Source organism: Flagellimonas pacifica (assembly GCF_900215465.1).
Taxonomy (GTDB): domain Bacteria; phylum Bacteroidota; class Bacteroidia; order Flavobacteriales; family Flavobacteriaceae; genus Flagellimonas; species Flagellimonas pacifica.
This window is the reverse complement of the sequence record NZ_OBEH01000001.1, coordinates 399,131-416,145: the sequence shown is the minus strand read 5'-3', so window position 1 is coordinate 416,145 and position 17,015 is coordinate 399,131. Positions and strand designations below refer to the sequence as shown.

General features: G+C 38.6%; 13 protein-coding genes. 6 read left to right on the top strand and 7 right to left on the bottom strand.

The features are described from left to right. The 5 genes from radA to panC form a co-directional block, all read right to left on the bottom strand. Window positions 1-1,362, bottom strand: a complete 1,362-nt coding sequence (radA, locus tag CRO15_RS01845) for a DNA repair protein RadA (protein WP_097044059.1) — start codon at window positions 1,360-1,362, stop codon at window positions 1-3. Between the two features lie 118 nt (window positions 1,363-1,480). Beyond that, a complete protein-coding gene (locus CRO15_RS01840; RefSeq protein ID WP_097044057.1) occupies window positions 1,481-2,623 on the bottom strand; it encodes an alpha/beta hydrolase in 1,143 nt (380 codons plus the stop codon). 27 nt (window positions 2,624-2,650) lie between these two features. Next, window positions 2,651-3,616, bottom strand: coding sequence for a lysylphosphatidylglycerol synthase transmembrane domain-containing protein (locus tag CRO15_RS01835; RefSeq protein WP_097044055.1), 966 nt, complete (start codon window positions 3,614-3,616; stop codon window positions 2,651-2,653). A gap of 2 nt (window positions 3,617-3,618) precedes the next feature. Next, window positions 3,619-3,969, bottom strand: a complete 351-nt coding sequence (gene panD, locus CRO15_RS01830) for an aspartate 1-decarboxylase (protein ID WP_097044053.1) — start codon at window positions 3,967-3,969, stop codon at window positions 3,619-3,621. A 13-nt stretch (window positions 3,970-3,982) separates the two neighbouring features. Beyond that, on the bottom strand, window positions 3,983-4,831 hold the full coding sequence (gene panC / locus CRO15_RS01825) for a pantoate--beta-alanine ligase (protein ID WP_097044051.1): 849 nt from the start codon (window positions 4,829-4,831) through the stop codon (window positions 3,983-3,985). A gap of 102 nt (window positions 4,832-4,933) precedes the next feature. On the opposite strand from panC, the gene CRO15_RS01820 reads away from it, so the two are divergent. The 6 genes from CRO15_RS01820 (at window position 4,934) to CRO15_RS01795 (ending at window position 14,560) form a co-directional block, all read left to right on the top strand. Next, window positions 4,934-5,743: a glycogen/starch synthase gene (locus tag CRO15_RS01820; protein WP_097044049.1), complete on the top strand. Its 810-nt coding sequence runs from the start codon at window positions 4,934-4,936 to the stop codon at window positions 5,741-5,743. Window positions 5,744-5,748: 5 nt separating this feature from the next. Then, window positions 5,749-7,575, top strand: coding sequence for a DUF4270 domain-containing protein (locus CRO15_RS01815; protein WP_097044047.1), 1,827 nt, complete (start codon window positions 5,749-5,751; stop codon window positions 7,573-7,575). Between the two features lie 120 nt (window positions 7,576-7,695). Further along, window positions 7,696-9,543 carry a glutamine--fructose-6-phosphate transaminase (isomerizing) gene (gene glmS, locus CRO15_RS01810; protein ID WP_097044045.1) on the top strand — a complete coding sequence of 616 codons (1,848 nt, stop codon included), beginning with the start codon at window positions 7,696-7,698 and terminating at the stop codon, window positions 9,541-9,543. A 210-nt stretch (window positions 9,544-9,753) separates the two neighbouring features. Continuing rightward, on the top strand, window positions 9,754-12,519 hold the full coding sequence (locus CRO15_RS01805; protein ID WP_097044044.1) for a TonB-dependent receptor: 2,766 nt from the start codon (window positions 9,754-9,756) through the stop codon (window positions 12,517-12,519). Window positions 12,520-12,682: 163 nt separating this feature from the next. Further along, on the top strand, window positions 12,683-14,191 hold the full coding sequence (gene atpD / locus CRO15_RS01800) for a F0F1 ATP synthase subunit beta (RefSeq protein WP_097044042.1): 1,509 nt from the start codon (window positions 12,683-12,685) through the stop codon (window positions 14,189-14,191). Window positions 14,192-14,281: 90 nt separating this feature from the next. Further along, a complete protein-coding gene (locus CRO15_RS01795; RefSeq protein WP_097044041.1) occupies window positions 14,282-14,560 on the top strand; it encodes a F0F1 ATP synthase subunit delta/epsilon in 279 nt (92 codons plus the stop codon). 67 nt (window positions 14,561-14,627) lie between these two features. On the opposite strand, the gene CRO15_RS01790 is transcribed toward CRO15_RS01795, so the two are convergent. Together CRO15_RS01790 and CRO15_RS01785 are read right to left on the bottom strand one after the other, a co-directional pair. Next, on the bottom strand, window positions 14,628-15,158 hold the full coding sequence (locus tag CRO15_RS01790) for a GNAT family N-acetyltransferase (protein WP_097044039.1): 531 nt from the start codon (window positions 15,156-15,158) through the stop codon (window positions 14,628-14,630). Beyond that, window positions 15,159-16,955 carry a M61 family metallopeptidase gene (locus CRO15_RS01785; RefSeq protein WP_097044037.1) on the bottom strand — a complete coding sequence of 599 codons (1,797 nt, stop codon included), beginning with the start codon at window positions 16,953-16,955 and terminating at the stop codon, window positions 15,159-15,161. Between the last annotated feature and the right edge of the window lie 60 nt (window positions 16,956-17,015).

Below are 17,015 nucleotides of genomic sequence, written 5' to 3'. Positions count from 1 at the left end.
TTACCCAAACAGGTTGCTCACAATATCTTCAATTTTGGAAACAAGGTGTACCTGAATCGAGGTGTTCTTTAGTCCGATTTTGTTGTTTTTGGAAACAAATATAGAAGTGAACCCTAATTTTTCAGCTTCAAGAATGCGTTGGTCCACGCGTTGAACTGGGCGTATTTCGCCTGCAAGCCCCACTTCTGCGGCAAAACAGATTCCTTTTTCAATGGGAATGTCCGCATTACTGGAAAGGATGGCGGCCACAACGGCCAAATCAATGGCAGGGTCATCCACAGAAATTCCGCCCGTAATGTTCAAGAAAACATCTTTGGCTCCCAGTTTAAAGCCAGCCCTTTTTTCCAATACGGCCAAAAGCATGTTCAATCTTTTAGCATTGAACCCAGTTGCTGATCGTTGCGGAGTTCCATAAACTGCTGTGCTCACCAAGGCTTGAATTTCTATCAATAATGGACGCATGCCTTCAACAGTGGCGGCAATGGCTGTTCCGCTTAAACTTTCTTCATTTTTGGAAATTAAAACTTCCGATGGATTGTTTACTTCGCGAAGTCCACTCCCCTGCATTTCATAAATACCCAGCTCGGCTGTGGAACCGAATCGGTTTTTTAAAGAGCGAAGAATTCTGTAGACATAATTGCGATCACCCTCAAACTGTAAAACCGTGTCCACCATATGTTCCAAAATTTTTGGTCCTGCTATGGTTCCATCCTTGGTAATATGACCAACAAGAAGCACCGGGGTATGACTTTCTTTGGCAAACTTGATAAGTTCAGCTGTACTCTCCCTAATTTGTGAAATGCTTCCGGCCGCTGATTCTATGTAATCCGTATGCAGTGTTTGAATCGAATCAATGACCACGATGTCAGGTTCAATAGCTGCAATTTGTTGAAAGATATTTTGCGTCTTGGTTTCTGTGAGTACAAAACAGTTTTCACTGTTGGGGTGAATGCGGTCTGCCCGCATTTTAATCTGCTTTTGACTTTCTTCTCCAGAAACATATAAGGTTTTATAGGGAAGTTTTAGCGCAATTTGCAATAATAATGTGCTTTTTCCAATTCCCGGTTCACCGCCTAACAGTGTTAGGGAGCCTGGCACCAATCCTCCTCCCAACACCCTGTTAAATTCTTGGTCTTGAGTGTCTAACCGCAGCTCTTTTTCGTTAGTTATCTCGGAAACCCTTAAGGGTTTTGTGGTTTTGTTTGCTTGGGAAGAATCGGTTTTCCAACTTTTCTTTTCTTCTTTTTGCACCACTTCTTCCACAATAGTGTTCCATTGTTTGCAAGAAGAGCATTGCCCCACCCATTTTGGGTATTGGGCACCACAGTTTTGACAGAAAAAAGCTGTTTTGGTCTTGGCCATTCGTTATAAAAGAAGAGCCTAAAGATATGGAATTAGATGGTGGGATGAACAGATTTTTGGATGGTTGGACTGTTGGAAATATATGCCAACTAATCCAGTAATCTAATAATCCAGAAATCTAGTAACCGAAATCTGCTTTAAGGGCGTCTATTTTTTCGAGAGCCATATCCTTGGTCAAAAAGTCGATTTCTTCCATTTGGAATGCTTTTTCAAAAGTCTTAAAGGCTTTTTTGGGTTCGCCGAGTTGTTCATAATATTCACCTTCAAAATAAAAGCCCATCATAGTGTCCGGAAATTGTTTTTTGCACACTTCTGAAAGGGGTTTTAAAGATTCAAAGTCCTCTTTTTTCAAACAAGCGGCATAGATGGCCATGATGTCGTTAAGTTCCACAGGTTTTTCAAAACCAAGGAGTTTTTCAATCATATTATAGCGATCTTCCATGTACTTAAAAACAGGTTCATCCGAAGTAAGAATTTCAGTTTTGTATTCTTTGGGACTTATTGGTCTGAATATTTTAAACACATTGTCAAAAGCTTTGCTTATTCCATAGGCTGCAATGGAAGTATGATCTGCATTGTCATATTCATCAAAGAAATAATGTAATGATTCTTTGCTAATGGATTTTATGGCATTGTTCATTTGCAAAATGCGCTGACGGTCTTCAGTTTTTTCCTTTTCGAGAACAATATTGTAAAAGATTTCTTGATTTAAATCAGATAATCTTGATGGAACCCTACTTTCCATCTCTGTGGCCAACACGGGTGATATGGACAAATAGGAGTTGAACAACGATTTATCCTTAAATAGATAGTAATTGCCAAAGTTTGCTGTAATGTCGTACCCAATAAACATTTTAAATGGGGCAATGTTGTAATTGGTTTCTAAATACGGGATAAGCTCGGTACCTAAAAACTCATAAAACTTGGCTCCTTTTTCAGTAGGCAAACCAGTGGTCTGTTCAAAATCACAATCTTCCCATCTAAGGTCATTTTCGGCTTGGTCTATCCCCACGATAATGGCTTCCGGCATTCTATGGTAATTGCTATAAAATTTAGCGTTGGCAACGACAATATCGAATAGATATTCGGCATCTAGTACCACCAATAGGGGGTATTTTTTGTCATCGGTATAATCTTCGGGGAAGTAATAGGAGACACCTCTTCGTTCCTGGAGTTTGAAAGATTCAAAAATTTCTTTTTTAACCTGGGCTCCAAGGTTAAAACAGATTAGGCCTATTAGGAGAAATAGACATCTTTTCATTTGGTAAAGTTTTTAAGTGGTAGGGGTTTACCGATTTCTATTCAATAACGGTAAGACTACAAAGGATATTGTCCCAAAAACAACCACCATCAGGGTCTGCGCAGTCCACATGATCCAGCCGTAGGCATCACCAGAGGTCTTGCTAATACCATAAACCGATAAAGCGGCGGTGACGACAATAGGGAAGAGCCCCAAACCACCGTTAGTGGTTGCCATGGCAAAAGCTCCGGCAACAAAGGCGACTAAAAATGCTCCTAGGGGTAACTCGCTTGTTTCGGGAACAGTGAACTTTATCACCCAGAACATGGCAATATAGCATGCCCAGATAAAAAGAGTGTGAAAGATAAAGGCACCTCTTTGCTTCATCTTGAATATACTTAGCACCCCATCTAATAACCCGTTTAGAAACTTTTTTATTTTGAGGGCAAATTTGGAGGTGGATTTTTTAATGATGCGTATTGCAATAAAAAGGCCTAGGACTCCTGCCAAAAGTAGTCCAAGTGAACCTGCCAAGCCGATACCGTTTTCTTCCAAGATGCCTAGAATTACATCGGTTTGTACCAGAAGTGCCATTAATATTATGAGGAGCAACATGATCACATCGATAATTCTTTCTGTTACGATTGTGCCAAATCCTTTTTCAAAAGGAACATTTTCATAGGTGTTCAATGCCGTGGCACGCAAAAATTCCCCAGAACGAAGCACCAAAGTATTGGCAAAATATGCAGTAAGAATGATGAGGACATTATTCAATAACTTAGGGCGATACCCCATTGGATGCAGAAGATAATTCCATCGAATTGCTCTAGAAATATGACTTAAGATTCCAATGAAAATTGATAAAATCACCCAAATTGGATTTGCGTTTTTGATGGCTTCCAGTATTCTTGTTCGCTCCTCTGGTGTTGTTGAGGAATAGGAATAAAAAACAAGCCCTAAACCAATTAGGATAGGAACGGCAATTTTCAGAAACTTTTTGAGCGAATTGTTCAAAACTAGTTCAAAAGGTTGGTTTCCTCATTTGGGAAAACCAATGCTGGATTAAAGGATTTAGCTTCTTCAATGCCCATCCATGCATAGGTTATAAGAATCAATACATCTCCAACGGCAACCCTTCTAGCAGCTGCTCCATTAAGAGTAAGCTCGCCAGAACCTCTTGGCCCTGGAATTGCGTACGTTTCTAATCGTTCTCCATTATTGTTGTTCACGATTTGCACTTTTTCTCCTCTAATTATGTTTGCTGCATCCATCAAATCTTCATCAATGGTTATGCTACCAATATAATTGAGGTCGGCCCCAGTGACCTTTACTCTATGGATTTTGGATTTTACAACTTCTACTTGCATGGTGCAAAATTAATTAATTCAGTCTTAGGTTGTCGATCAAACGAACGTCTTCGGCATAAACGGCTATAAACGCTCTATATTTTTTATCTACTTCCTTTTTAAGTGTTGGCGCCAATGTTTCTTCTTCTGCAATTTGAAAATATTCCAACTCCAACATTTTGTTTTTTTCAAATTGGAATTTTACCCAATCCAAAATGATATGTGCACTTTCCGTGCCAAATTTTGTTTTGGCAGTTAGTAGTGTTTTATAGATAAAACTTGCTTCTTCCCTGACTTTTTTTGACAAGCGTTCATTCCGGGAACTCATGGCCAAACCGTTTGGTTCCCTTTCAATGGGGCAACCTACAATTTGATAGGGCAGTTTTTTTGATTTTACCATTTTTCTGATGATTTGGAGTTGCTGAAAGTCCTTTTCACCAAAATATGCGTTGTTGGGCGAAACTGTTCTGAGGAATAACTCAACAATTGTTCCCACTCCATCAAAATGCCCTTCCCTGAATGCTCCCTCCATTACTTTGTCCAGACCATCAAACTCATAGGATTGGGATGTTACATCATCCCCATAAATTTCATCTACGGAAGGGGTAAAGACCACAATGTTCCTGGAAACATTTTTTAAGAGTTCAATATCTTTTTGCAGATCTCGGGGATATTTTTTTAGATCGTCCTTTTTGTCAAACTGCGTAGGGTTCACAAAAACACTAACGATTACCAGATCATTTTGTGCAAGTGCTGTTTTGACCAACGAAATGTGGCCTTGGTGTAGGGCCCCCATTGTGGGAACCAAACCAATGGTGTGGTTTTTACTTCTTTCCGTTTCTAGAAAGAGTGAGAGTTCCTTTTTCCGGTCAAATACATGCATAAAGCAATTCAAAAGCGTGCAAAAATACTATAAATACTGCTAATCAGCATAATTTTTGTACTTTTGCGCCTACGTTTTTCAGATCAGCAAAAGAAAGTGTTTATGAATGGTAAAAAGATATTGTTTGTATCTTCTGAATTAGTGCCTTACCTCCCAGAGAATCAAGTATCCTTAATGTCTTACGAAGCGCCTAGAATGGTGAACAGTAATGGTGGGCAAATACGAATTTTTATGCCCAGATATGGGAGTATCAATGAAAGAAGGCATCAATTACATGAAGTAATACGTTTATCAGGGATGAATTTGGTGATCAATGATATGGATATGCCTCTTATCATCAAAGTGGCTTCAATTCCCAAAGAACGAATTCAAGTATATTTCATTGATAATGAGGAATACTTCAAAAGAAAGGCAACGTTTGCCGATGCTGATGGAAATTTATTCCCAGACAATGATGAGCGGGCCATTTTCTTCGCAAAAGGAGTAGTTGAAACGGTTAAAAAATTAAATTGGTCCCCGGATATCATTCATGTTCATGGATGGATGGCCTCTTTACTCCCACTTTATCTTCGTAAGTATTATGCGGATGAACCACTTTTTGCAGATAGTAAAATAGTAACATCTGTATATGATAGGGGTTATGAAGGAGCTTTGGACGGCGAGATGAAGAATAAAATAGCTTTTGATGGTATTGAAGAAGAGAGTGTCTCGGTTCTTTCCAGTCCTGACTATAATAATTTGTTAAAAGTAGCAGTAGATTATTCTGATGCCATTATTTTAGCCTCGGAAGAGGTGCCAGAGGAATTGAAAAATCATATTGCAAATCTTTCCAAACCTGTACTGCCCTATGTTTCTCTTCAAGAAGCAGAGGATGCATACACAAATTTCTATCAAACAGAAGTTTTAAAATAAATTGCATGAAATTTTCTAGGATTATAAAAGTTTCGGCTTTGGTTGGGGCTTTGTTTCTAATAACCACTTCCTGTGAAGATGAACTGACCAGGACCTTGGGAGAAGGAGTTGTTGCCGGGGAGCCTTTTACAACAGGCAAAGAAACATATGATGTTTTTGCTTTTAACAGGGGAATACAGGCTGTTCAGACCAATCAACTTCCGTTATATCAATTGGGAACATTTAACGACCCAGTTTTTGGGAAAACAAATGCCAGTATTGTATCTCAAATAGCGTTGCCAGGGGGTCAAGGAAATCCAACCTTTGGAGATTTATCACAAGCTTCTGAGGATAAGGCAAATGATGATGACTCAGCTAGTACTATCCCTGAAGAGGAAACTGTAAAAAAAGTATACTTACATATTCCATTTCTGCTTCCCCCAACTTCTTTGAAAGATAGTGATGGTGATGGCGTAGATGATGAATTTGATAACGATCCGGACGATCCAAACTCAGATGAAGATGGTGATGGGGTAAGTGATAATGACGAACGTATTTTAGGTTCGGACCCTTTTGATGCTGATGAAGATGGGACAGGCGATGATTTTGTGGCCAACACTTTTCCTAAAAGGTTTGATTTGGACAGTATATATGGAGATAGAGAGTTGCCTTTTAATTTAAAGGTAACCACTTCCACATTTTTTCTTAGGGATTTAGACCCAAATTCAAATTTTGAAGAAAGACAAGAATATTTCTCCAATAAGGATTTTTCCGCTTTTGAAGGAGTAGTGCTTTTTAACGATGAGATTACCATTAATAATCAAGAAGAACTTGTTTTTAATGAAGATGATCCGGAGACTACTGATGTCGATGAATCTAAGCAAGTAAAAAATAGAATAGCACCAGGCATTAGAGTGCCTTTGGACATTGATTTTTTTCAAGAAATATTGGATAAGGAAGGGCAGTCTGAGCTGTTGAGTCAAGCTAATTTCAATGATTTTTTTAGAGGCATACGATTATCTGGAAACACAGATACGGAAAACCTGATGTTTTTGTTGGACCTTACTCAAGCCACAATAACGGTGACCTATGATTACCAGGATTATAACACTGAAGATGAAGAGGTGGAGACTGTAGAAAGGGATTTTGTATTTAATCTGCTTGTTCGAAACAGTAGTAATGGAATAATTACTGGGAACGCAGTAAATAGCTTTTCCAACGATGCGTATTTGCCGGAAATATCAAATGCATTGGACAATGGGGAAAATGCTTCAAAAATATATGTAAAAGGAGGAGCCGGAACTTTTACCGAAATTAGATTGTTTGATGAATTTGAAAATGGCGGAGAAGATATTATCAACGAGATAAAATTAAATAATTGGATTATTAATGAGGCAAATCTGGTTTTTTATGTTGACAGAACAACGTTGGGAGATGGAGCTGTTGATGAACCACCTAGATTGAACCTTTATAATGCGGAGACAAGCCGTATTATATTTAATCCAAACAATGAAAGAGGTGATGTTGATGAACCATTGGGTCGCTTTTTGGATTTTGATGGTATTCTCGAAAAAAAGGATAATAAAGGGCTAAAATATACTTTCAGGATTACTGATCATATCAATAATCTAATTATTCGGGATTCCACCAATGCCAAGCTAGCGCTTACATTAACCTCTAATATATTGGATTCTAGGGTTTCTGAATCGATGAGTAATGAATCTCCTAATATTAATTTCCCTCTTATGTCGGCTGTAAGCCCCTTAGGTACCGTGCTTTATGGCAGTGGTGAAGGAGTGAGCAGTGATAAAAAGCTGAAATTGGAGATTTATTATACCAAAGCCAACAGATAAGCCATTTTAATTGCCGTTTGCAGATTTTTTCTGCGTTAGAACCTTTGTGATACTAATTATCCCAATTGTAATACTAAATTTGCACATAACTCAAACTATTAACTACTTAAAATTGGTCTTATGTGTGGAATTGTTGGATACATTGGTCACAGGGATGCATATCCCGTCATAATAAAAGGACTTCAGAGACTTGAATACAGGGGATACGATAGTGCTGGGATTGTACTATTTGATGGAAAAGAAACCCACCTGTCCAAAACTAAAGGTAAAGTAGAGGATTTAAAGAAAAAATCAGAAGCTACTATTGCAGTTGATGGAAAATTGGGTCTTGGACATACCAGATGGGCAACTCACGGAGTTCCTAATGATGTTAATTCTCATCCACATTATTCTAATTCGGGCGACCTGGTAATTATCCATAACGGAATTATTGAGAATTATGAGGCTATAAAAAAAGCACTCATTGAGCGTGGATATACCTTTGAATCTGATACGGATACCGAGGTTTTGGTAAACCTTATTGAAGAAGTAAAGAAAAAAGAGGGCGTTAAATTGGGTAAGGCCGTCCAAATAGCATTGAATCAAGTTGTTGGGGCATATGCAATCGCTGTTTTTGATAAAAACAAACCAGATGAGATTGTTGTTGCCAAATTGGGAAGTCCATTGGCAATTGGAATAGGGGAAAATGAATATTTCATAGCATCAGATGCTTCGCCATTTATTGAGTTTACCAATAATGCTGTTTATTTGGAAGACGAGGAAATGGCCATAATTCGTATTGGTAAGGAAATCAAGTTGCGAAAAATTAAGGACGATGCAATAGCCTATCCAAATATTCTTGAACTTCAATTAAACCTTGAAGAGATAGAAAAAGGAGGTTATGACCATTTTATGCTCAAAGAAATTTATGAGCAGCCCAGAGCCATAATGGATACGTATAGAGGGCGTTTGTTGGCGGATCAAGGAATTATCAGAATGGCTGGGATTGACCAGAATTTGGAAAAATTCCTTAATGCAAATAGAATTATAATTGTTGCCTGCGGAACTTCATGGCATGCGGGTCTTGTAGCTGAGTATATTTTTGAGGATTTAGCTAGGATTCCGGTAGAGGTGGAATACGCATCTGAGTTTCGTTATAGAAACCCGGTTATAACCGAGAATGATGTTTTAATTGCGATATCACAATCTGGAGAAACTGCAGATACCTTGGCTGCTATCAAATTGGCGAAAGAAAAGGGTGCATTTGTATTTGGTGTATGTAATGTTGTTGGCTCATCCATTGCAAGAGAAACTCATGCCGGAGCATATACCCATGCCGGACCTGAAATTGGAGTGGCCTCTACAAAAGCTTTTACTACCCAAATTACCGTTCTTACTTTAATTGCCCTAAAATTGGCACATGAAAAGGGTATGCTCTCTGAATCTAAATATCATGAGTATTTAGCAGAATTGGAAGGAGTTCCTGCAAAAGTTGAAAAGACATTGCTGTCTAATGAATTGGTCGCGGATATTTCTGAAATCTATAAAGACTCGACCAACTGTCTGTACCTTGGTCGCGGATATAATTTTCCGGTGGCTTTGGAAGGAGCATTAAAACTTAAAGAGATTAGTTATATTCATGCAGAGGGATATCCTGCAGCAGAGATGAAACATGGTCCAATTGCTTTGATTGATGAACAAATGCCCGTTGTGGTCATTGCTACTAAAAAAGGACATTATGAAAAAGTGGTTAGCAATATTCAGGAAATCAAATCTAGAAGTGGTAGAATCATAGCTATTGTTACCGAAGGTGACAAGACAGTTAAGGAACTGGCAGATCATGTATTGGAAATACCCGAGACTTCTGAAAGCCTTTCTCCTTTGTTAACAACAATACCCTTGCAATTACTATCTTACCATATAGCTGTTATGAGAGGATGTAATGTAGATCAACCTAGGAATTTGGCAAAATCGGTTACCGTAGAGTAACTTTGGAAAATCATAAAAATCTAATAAAGACACCTAATTAGGTGTCTTTATTTGTTAAATACGTAGTCAATACATGTTTTTTTTAGTAAAAAAGTATTATGCATGCATAATTTTTTTTCAATTTAGTAGAAATCAAATGAAAAAAAATGTATCTTCCACCTCCAATACTTAACAGGTACTTAAAACTATTTTAACTCAAATTCAAAGCTAATGAGAAGACTAATAATCATTTCCCTTATGCTGTTTGGTGTTGTTTCTTATGCGCAGACTACAGTACAGGGAAAGGTAGTAGATGAAAATAATGAACCTATCCCGGGAGCCAATGTGGTACTGGTTGGAAAAGCAGAAGGAACTACTTCTGATTTCGATGGAAACTTCACGTTCAATACTTCAGAACAACCCCCGTTTCAACTTCAATTTACAGCCATTGGATTTTCGGATTTCACAGCAAATGTGACATCTAATAATCAAACACTTTCCATAACACTTAATGAAGCATCAACGCTTTTGGATGAGATTGTAATTTCTGCTTCCAGAACACCGGAACGTATTTTTGAATCTCCCGTATCTGTTGAACGCTTTGGACTAAAGGAAATTAAGAATACTACGGCTGAATCCTTTTACGGAGGCTTACAAAATTTAAAAGGAGTTGATATCAATACGAATAGCTTAACGTTCCAATCCATTAATACGAGGGGGTTTGCGGCATTTTCCAATAACAGATTTTTGCAATTGGTAGATGGTATGGATAACTCGGCGCCAGGGCTAAATTTTGTTTTGGGTAACCTAGTGGGGATGTCGGAGCTTGAAGTACAAAGTATTGAAATTTTACCTGGGGCTTCTTCGGCCTTGTATGGAGCAGGTGCTTTTAACGGTATACTATTTATGACCAGTAAGAGTCCTTTTGATTTTCAAGGAATCAGTGCCTATGGCAAAACTGGAATAACATCTCAAGAGGCAGCTGGTGATAATAATTATTATGATTTTGGAATTAGAGTAGCACATGCATTTAGTGATAAATTGGCCGTTAAGGCCAACCTGTCTTTTTTGAAAGGAGAAGATTGGCATGCTGTTAACACAATGGATTTGGACAATTTGGGAGCAGATAGGACAAACCCTAATTATAATGGATTGAATGTCTACGGTGATGAGGTTACAACTTTATTGAACTTTGATGCTGCTGCTGGCTTGCCTACCGGAACCGTCGGCGCTGCCCAAGTTTCTAGAACCGGTTATGAAGAAAGAGACTTGGCCAATTATGATGCACAAAGTGTTAAATCAGACTTTTCTGTGTACTACAGACCGTTTGCAGATGATTTCGAAATCATATATAACGGAAGAGTAGGGCGTGGAAACACAATTTATCAAGGAGCCAATAGATACTCTGTGAAGAATTTTATTCTTCAACAGCACAAGCTAGAGTTTAGAAACAAGAACTTTTTCCTTAGAGGATATATTACTACAGAAAATTCGGGCGATTCGTATGACACCCGTTTCGCTGCAATTAATGTAAACAGGGCATGGAAATCAGACACACAATGGTTCACGGAATATGCCCAAACCTACATACCTACTTTCTTGGGCGGTGTTCAGGCTGGGGGCTTAACTAGAGAGCAGGCATCTGTTGCAGCTCATGCAGCCGCAAGACAAGCAGCGGACACTGGTCGACTTGTGCCAGGGACCCCACAGTTTCAAAGCGCATTTAATTCTGTTATCAGTAATGGAGATTTAACAAGTGGGGCCAAATTTATCGACAATACTAAATTCCGTCACGTAAACGGGAACTACAATTTGGCACATTTAATCGATGATTGGGCAGATGTGCAAATTGGAGGTTCTTTCCGTGAATATGAATTAAATTCTGGGGGAACCATCTTCACTGATTCAGATGGACCTATCAAATACAATGAGTATGGCGCATACGTTCAGCTACAGAAAAAATTCCTTGATGATAGGGTTAAGTTTACCGGATCTGCACGTTATGACAAAAATGAATTCTTTGATGGATTCCTTTCACCAAGGCTTTCATTGTCATACACCGCTGGAGAAAAAAGAAATCATAATTTTCGAGTTTCCGCGCAACAAGGTTTTAGAAATCCAACAACCCAAGACCTTTTTATTGGTCTAAATGCCGGGTCGGCAATTTTGGTAGGTTCCGCTCCTTCTAATTTAGATAAAGATGTGAGGACTTTTAATATTAGCCAAAAAGCACAAGATGATTTAGGGCAATCAGCAACAACCCAAATAGTGGGTCGTGCCGCTTATGAGAATGCATATTCCTTAAGCTCAGTTTTGGCAGGAGCACCAGAAGCAGTTAATACTTCTGTTATTAAACCAGAAGAGATTACGGCTTTTGAAGCAGGCTATAGAGGGCAGATAGGAAAATTCACAATAGATCTTAGTGGATATTATAACAGGTATAAGGATTTCATCTCCAATGTAACCGTATTGGTTCCGTTTTATGGAACTGCCGGAGATGGAGGGCTTTCGTTGCTTGCACTTCAAAATGGTGATAGGCAGCCTTACCAAACCTATACTAACGCTGAGGTTGATATTGATTCTTGGGGAGGTACTGTTGGTGTGGATACCAAAGTGCTTGGTAATTTTGATTTAGGAGTTAATTACACCTATGCCGAGTTTGATTTTGATAAAGCAAGATTCCCTGATTTTGAAACCAATTTCAATACGCCAAAGCATAAAGTAAAAGCATCCTTTGGAAATACAGAGCTTTTCAAAAACTTTGGATTTAATGTTAACTACAGATGGAGTGACAGTTTCTTCTGGGAAGCAACTTTTGCAGATGGAGACGTTCCGGCATATACCGTATTGGACGCACAGATCAATTATGCAGTGCCCAGTATTAAATCTGTTTTTAAAGCAGGGGGGTCAAACCTTTTGGGAGATGAATACTTTCAAGCCATTGGTACAGGTAATATAGGTTCCATCTACTATATTTCGTGGACAATCAACCCATAAAAGAATTACATAAACAAATAGTAAGGGCATCGAATTTTTCGATGCCTTTTTTGTTGCTAAAAAAACAAATTTTAAGTTTCTTATTACAAATGGAATAGTATATCTTTGCAGCCGGAAAAAAAGCAGTTTTTTCCTTCGTATTCAATTAAAAATAAACACAGTAATGTCGAAAGTTACAGGTAAGGTTGCCCAAATTATAGGCCCGGTCATTGACGTTGAGTTTGAGTCGGGAACAGAAATCCCAAAAATTTACGATTCCCTTGAAATCAATAAAGCCGATGGTTCCAAGTTGGTTTTAGAGGTTCAATCCCATATTGGAGAAAACACGGTGAGAACCATTTCTATGGACTCAACTGATGGTTTGAGCAGGGGAGTTGAAGCTCATGCAACTGGAAATGCAATTCAAATGCCAATTGGAGAGGATGTTTACGGACGACTTTTCAATGTAATTGGAGACGCGATTGATGGGATGGAAAACTTGCCAAAAACAGGTGATAACGGACTTCCAATTCACAGGGAAGCTCCCAAGTTCGAAGACCTTTCTACATCTACCGAAGTACTTTTTACCGGAATCAAGGTAATTGATTTGATTGAGCCTTACGCAAAAGGAGGTAAAATTGGATTGTTTGGTGGTGCTGGTGTTGGTAAAACAGTATTGATTCAGGAATTGATCAACAACATTGCAAAAGGACATGGTGGTCTTTCTGTATTCGCTGGTGTTGGTGAAAGAACTCGTGAAGGAAATGATTTGCTTCGTGAGATGTTGGAATCAGGTATTATCAAATACGGAGATGATTTCTTGCACTCCATGGAAGAAGGTGGATGGGATTTATCCAAAGTAGATAAGAAAGCAATGAAGGAGTCCAAAGCAACTTTCGTTTTTGGACAGATGAACGAACCTCCTGGAGCACGTGCACGTGTGGCACTTTCAGGATTGACCATTGCGGAATATTTCCGTGATGGGGCTGGAGACGGTCAAGGAAAAGATGTACTTTTCTTCGTAGATAATATCTTCCGTTTCACACAAGCTGGTTCTGAAGTATCTGCACTTTTGGGACGTATGCCTTCAGCGGTGGGATACCAACCAACCTTGGCAACAGAGATGGGTGCCATGCAGGAAAGGATTACATCAACAAAAAGAGGTTCCATTACATCGGTACAGGCGGTTTACGTACCTGCGGATGATTTAACGGATCCTGCACCAGCAACAACGTTTGCTCACTTGGATGCTACAACTGTACTTTCACGTAAAATTGCTGAGTTGGGGATTTATCCTGCTGTGGATCCTTTGGATTCAACTTCAAGAATTTTGACTGCAGAAATTTTAGGAAAAGATCACTACGCATGTGCACAACGAGTAAAGGAGTTGTTGCAGCGCTATAAAGAACTACAGGATATTATTGCCATTCTTGGTATGGAAGAACTTTCTGAAGAGGATAAGTTGGCAGTAGGTAGAGCAAGAAGGGTACAACGTTTCTTGTCACAACCTTTTCATGTTGCCGAGCAGTTTACAGGTATCCCTGGAGTATTGGTAGACATTAAAGATACCATTAAAGGTTTCAACATGATTATGGATGGAGAGTTAGATCATCTTCCAGAATCTGCATTCAACCTTAAAGGAAGCATCCAAGATGCTATTGAGGCTGGAGAAAAAATGTTGGCCGAGGCATAAAAGTTCAGAGTTATAAAGTTATGAGTTCAGAGTTTTCAATCTGATACTCGTAACCCATAACTCATAACTCATAACTCATAACCAAAAGGAATGTATTTAGAAATTGTATCACCAGAAGCCACTTTGTTTGCCGGAGAAGTAACGTCGGTTACCGTTCCTGGTATCAATGGCGAATTTCAGATGTTGCAAAACCACGCACCTATAGTTTCCTTGTTGCAAGAAGGAGATGTTAAAGTGCAGGGGGATATCACTATTGAGGAAGATTTTCAAAATAAATTTTCCAAAGGACCAAATGGAGGAACCATATTGTCCATTTCAAGTGGCACTATTGAAATGAAAGATAACAAGGTTATTGTGTTGGCAGATTAAGCCAATTACAAACATTATAGATTAAAAAGCCGCGGTCACTGAGCGAAGTCGAAGTGCAGCGGCTTTTTTATTTCAAAATAATTAAAACCCAATCTTTTCCATCCGAACAATACTTTTTGAGTTCTGTAAAACCAACTGTTAGATGTGCATTCATAGATCTTCGGTTTTTAGCATCCACCTCTGTAATGATAGTATCAAAACCATAGGGCAGTTTTTCTTTCATGGTTTTGTAGAGTTGTCTAAATATACCATGACCTCTATGTGATTTGGCCACACAAATCTGTCCCATCACCATATAGTTGTCTTTGCCCTTTACAACTTTGTTGATTTCATGGAACATGGGTTTTAAAACTTCAATGCTTTCTGCAAACTTTGGGAGCATACAAAGTGCGTAGCCTATCACTTTTTCATTTTCCAAAGCAACGATATGACCACACTCATCATTCATTTCTTTTAGAATTTCCAATGAATGTTCCACTGTTAGAAAACCCTCGCATTCCTTTTCTTCATCTGTAAGGTTTTTGGGAAGGTTATGTTGCTGTAACAACAGAATCTGTTCAAGATGATTAATTGTTGAAGCTTGAATATAGCGTATCATCTATTCATTTTTGAGCCATTCCTTTCGGTTTTTTAGCATATTGCCCGTAGGTTTTTGCTCTATATCTTCCATTAATTTTATGGAATAACTAGGACTTGGAGTCAATACCAAAGTTGTGGTTTTAGTATTACCAAATCTAGAGAAGTTTACAAGTAGCGAATCACCCTGATTAAATAGTTTAAGATAATCAGCTAATCGCTGTCCTTTGGAGAAAGGAACGCCATTGATGTTTGTGATGACATCCCCATAACTCAATGCAGAATTGTAAGATGGACTTCCAATTTTCGGATTACTTTTAATAGTACCTTTGGCGTCATCTTCGCTTATGGAGATATATGCGCCAAAATATGGTTCTTCCTTCTTTTGTTTTAAAACTACCCCAACAGATTCAAAAAGTGTTGCATAATTAGGCATCTCGCTTTGATATATATACTTGTTGAAAAAGTTATCTCCAAAAGTTTTACCTGCGTATTCATTCAGTAGTGTGTGTAAATTTTCTATGGTATACGGGATTTCCTTTTTTCCATGACGTTGCCAAGCCAATTTCATATAATCATCCAAATTCAAACCACTTTGCCTTAAGGATAAGTCTAAAGCCAATCCCAAAACGCTACCGTATGAATAGTAGGAGATAAAGGTGTTTTCTCGGTTTACAGGATCAACTGAGGTAGCCGCATCTACAAAAGGAGCTTGATAACTCATCTCAATGGGGTTAAAAAACTGTCGAGCCGGAGAAGTCCAGACATAATTGAAATTACCAGCAAGCCCTTCTACATATTCTTTAGGGGAAATAAGACCGGCCCTGCATAAAATTAAATTGGTATAATAACTTGTAAACCCTTCGGCAAACCAAAGAGCTCCGCTCATATCTGCAGCTTCAAAATCAAAAGGCTCCAAGCTTTGTGGACGTATGCGTTCCACATTCCAAGCATGAAAAAATTCATGGGAAACCGTTCCAATATTTCGTTTCATTCCTCCATCTGCCAAACTTCTGGTACTGGTTAAGATGGTAGAATTCCTGTGCTCCATGCCATCACCAGAGGCATTTGGAATATAACATGCCAGAAAAGTGTAAGTGCCATAATCAAATTCAGGAAGCTCGCCATATACCTCTTTTTGTTCTAGCACCGTTTTTTTGACCTTTTCAAAATATTCATAAGCCTCTTCTTCAATTCCATTGTGATGCAAGGCCAATTGTATCTTTTTTGAATCCACTTCAAAAGATTTTAAAGTGAAATCACTGATTTCTGTTGGACTATCCATAAAATAATACAGGTTTGGTGCCATAAAGGTGTTTCCAGAAACCAAGGGCAATTGTGTAGCCACTTTCCAATTCAAATCCTTGCGAACATCAAATTCAACCTCAATCTTGCGGTCGCTTAAAGCAGACACATACATAAATGTTGCTGGAATATTCAAATGGGCGTGAGTTTCGTCTATTTGGGAATAGGTGCCTCCCCCTCGATTGGCAAAAAGGATGTAACTTATTTTTATGCTGCCATCATGGCCTGTCACTTCCCATTCATAAGGGTTTGGCCTATGGATCTTTAATAGATTTCCTTTACCATCCACGGCTTTGAATCCATACACGTTTTTGGCAAATTCATGCAGGGCATATCTTCCAGGAGATGTCCTGCTCATTCGAAATGAAACTGTATCCATGGTCAACTTAGGGAAAATAGCTTCAATGGCAGCCTCATGATGTACGGCATTCTCAAATGAAATTTTATAGGTGTTGGTTTGTCCAAATGTGGTCAATGCAAACAGAATTGTAAAAAGAGTAAACGGGATTTTCATCTTCCAATGGGTTTATTAAGGACTAAATATAATGTTTAAGGATAGTAAATGCTAAATTTG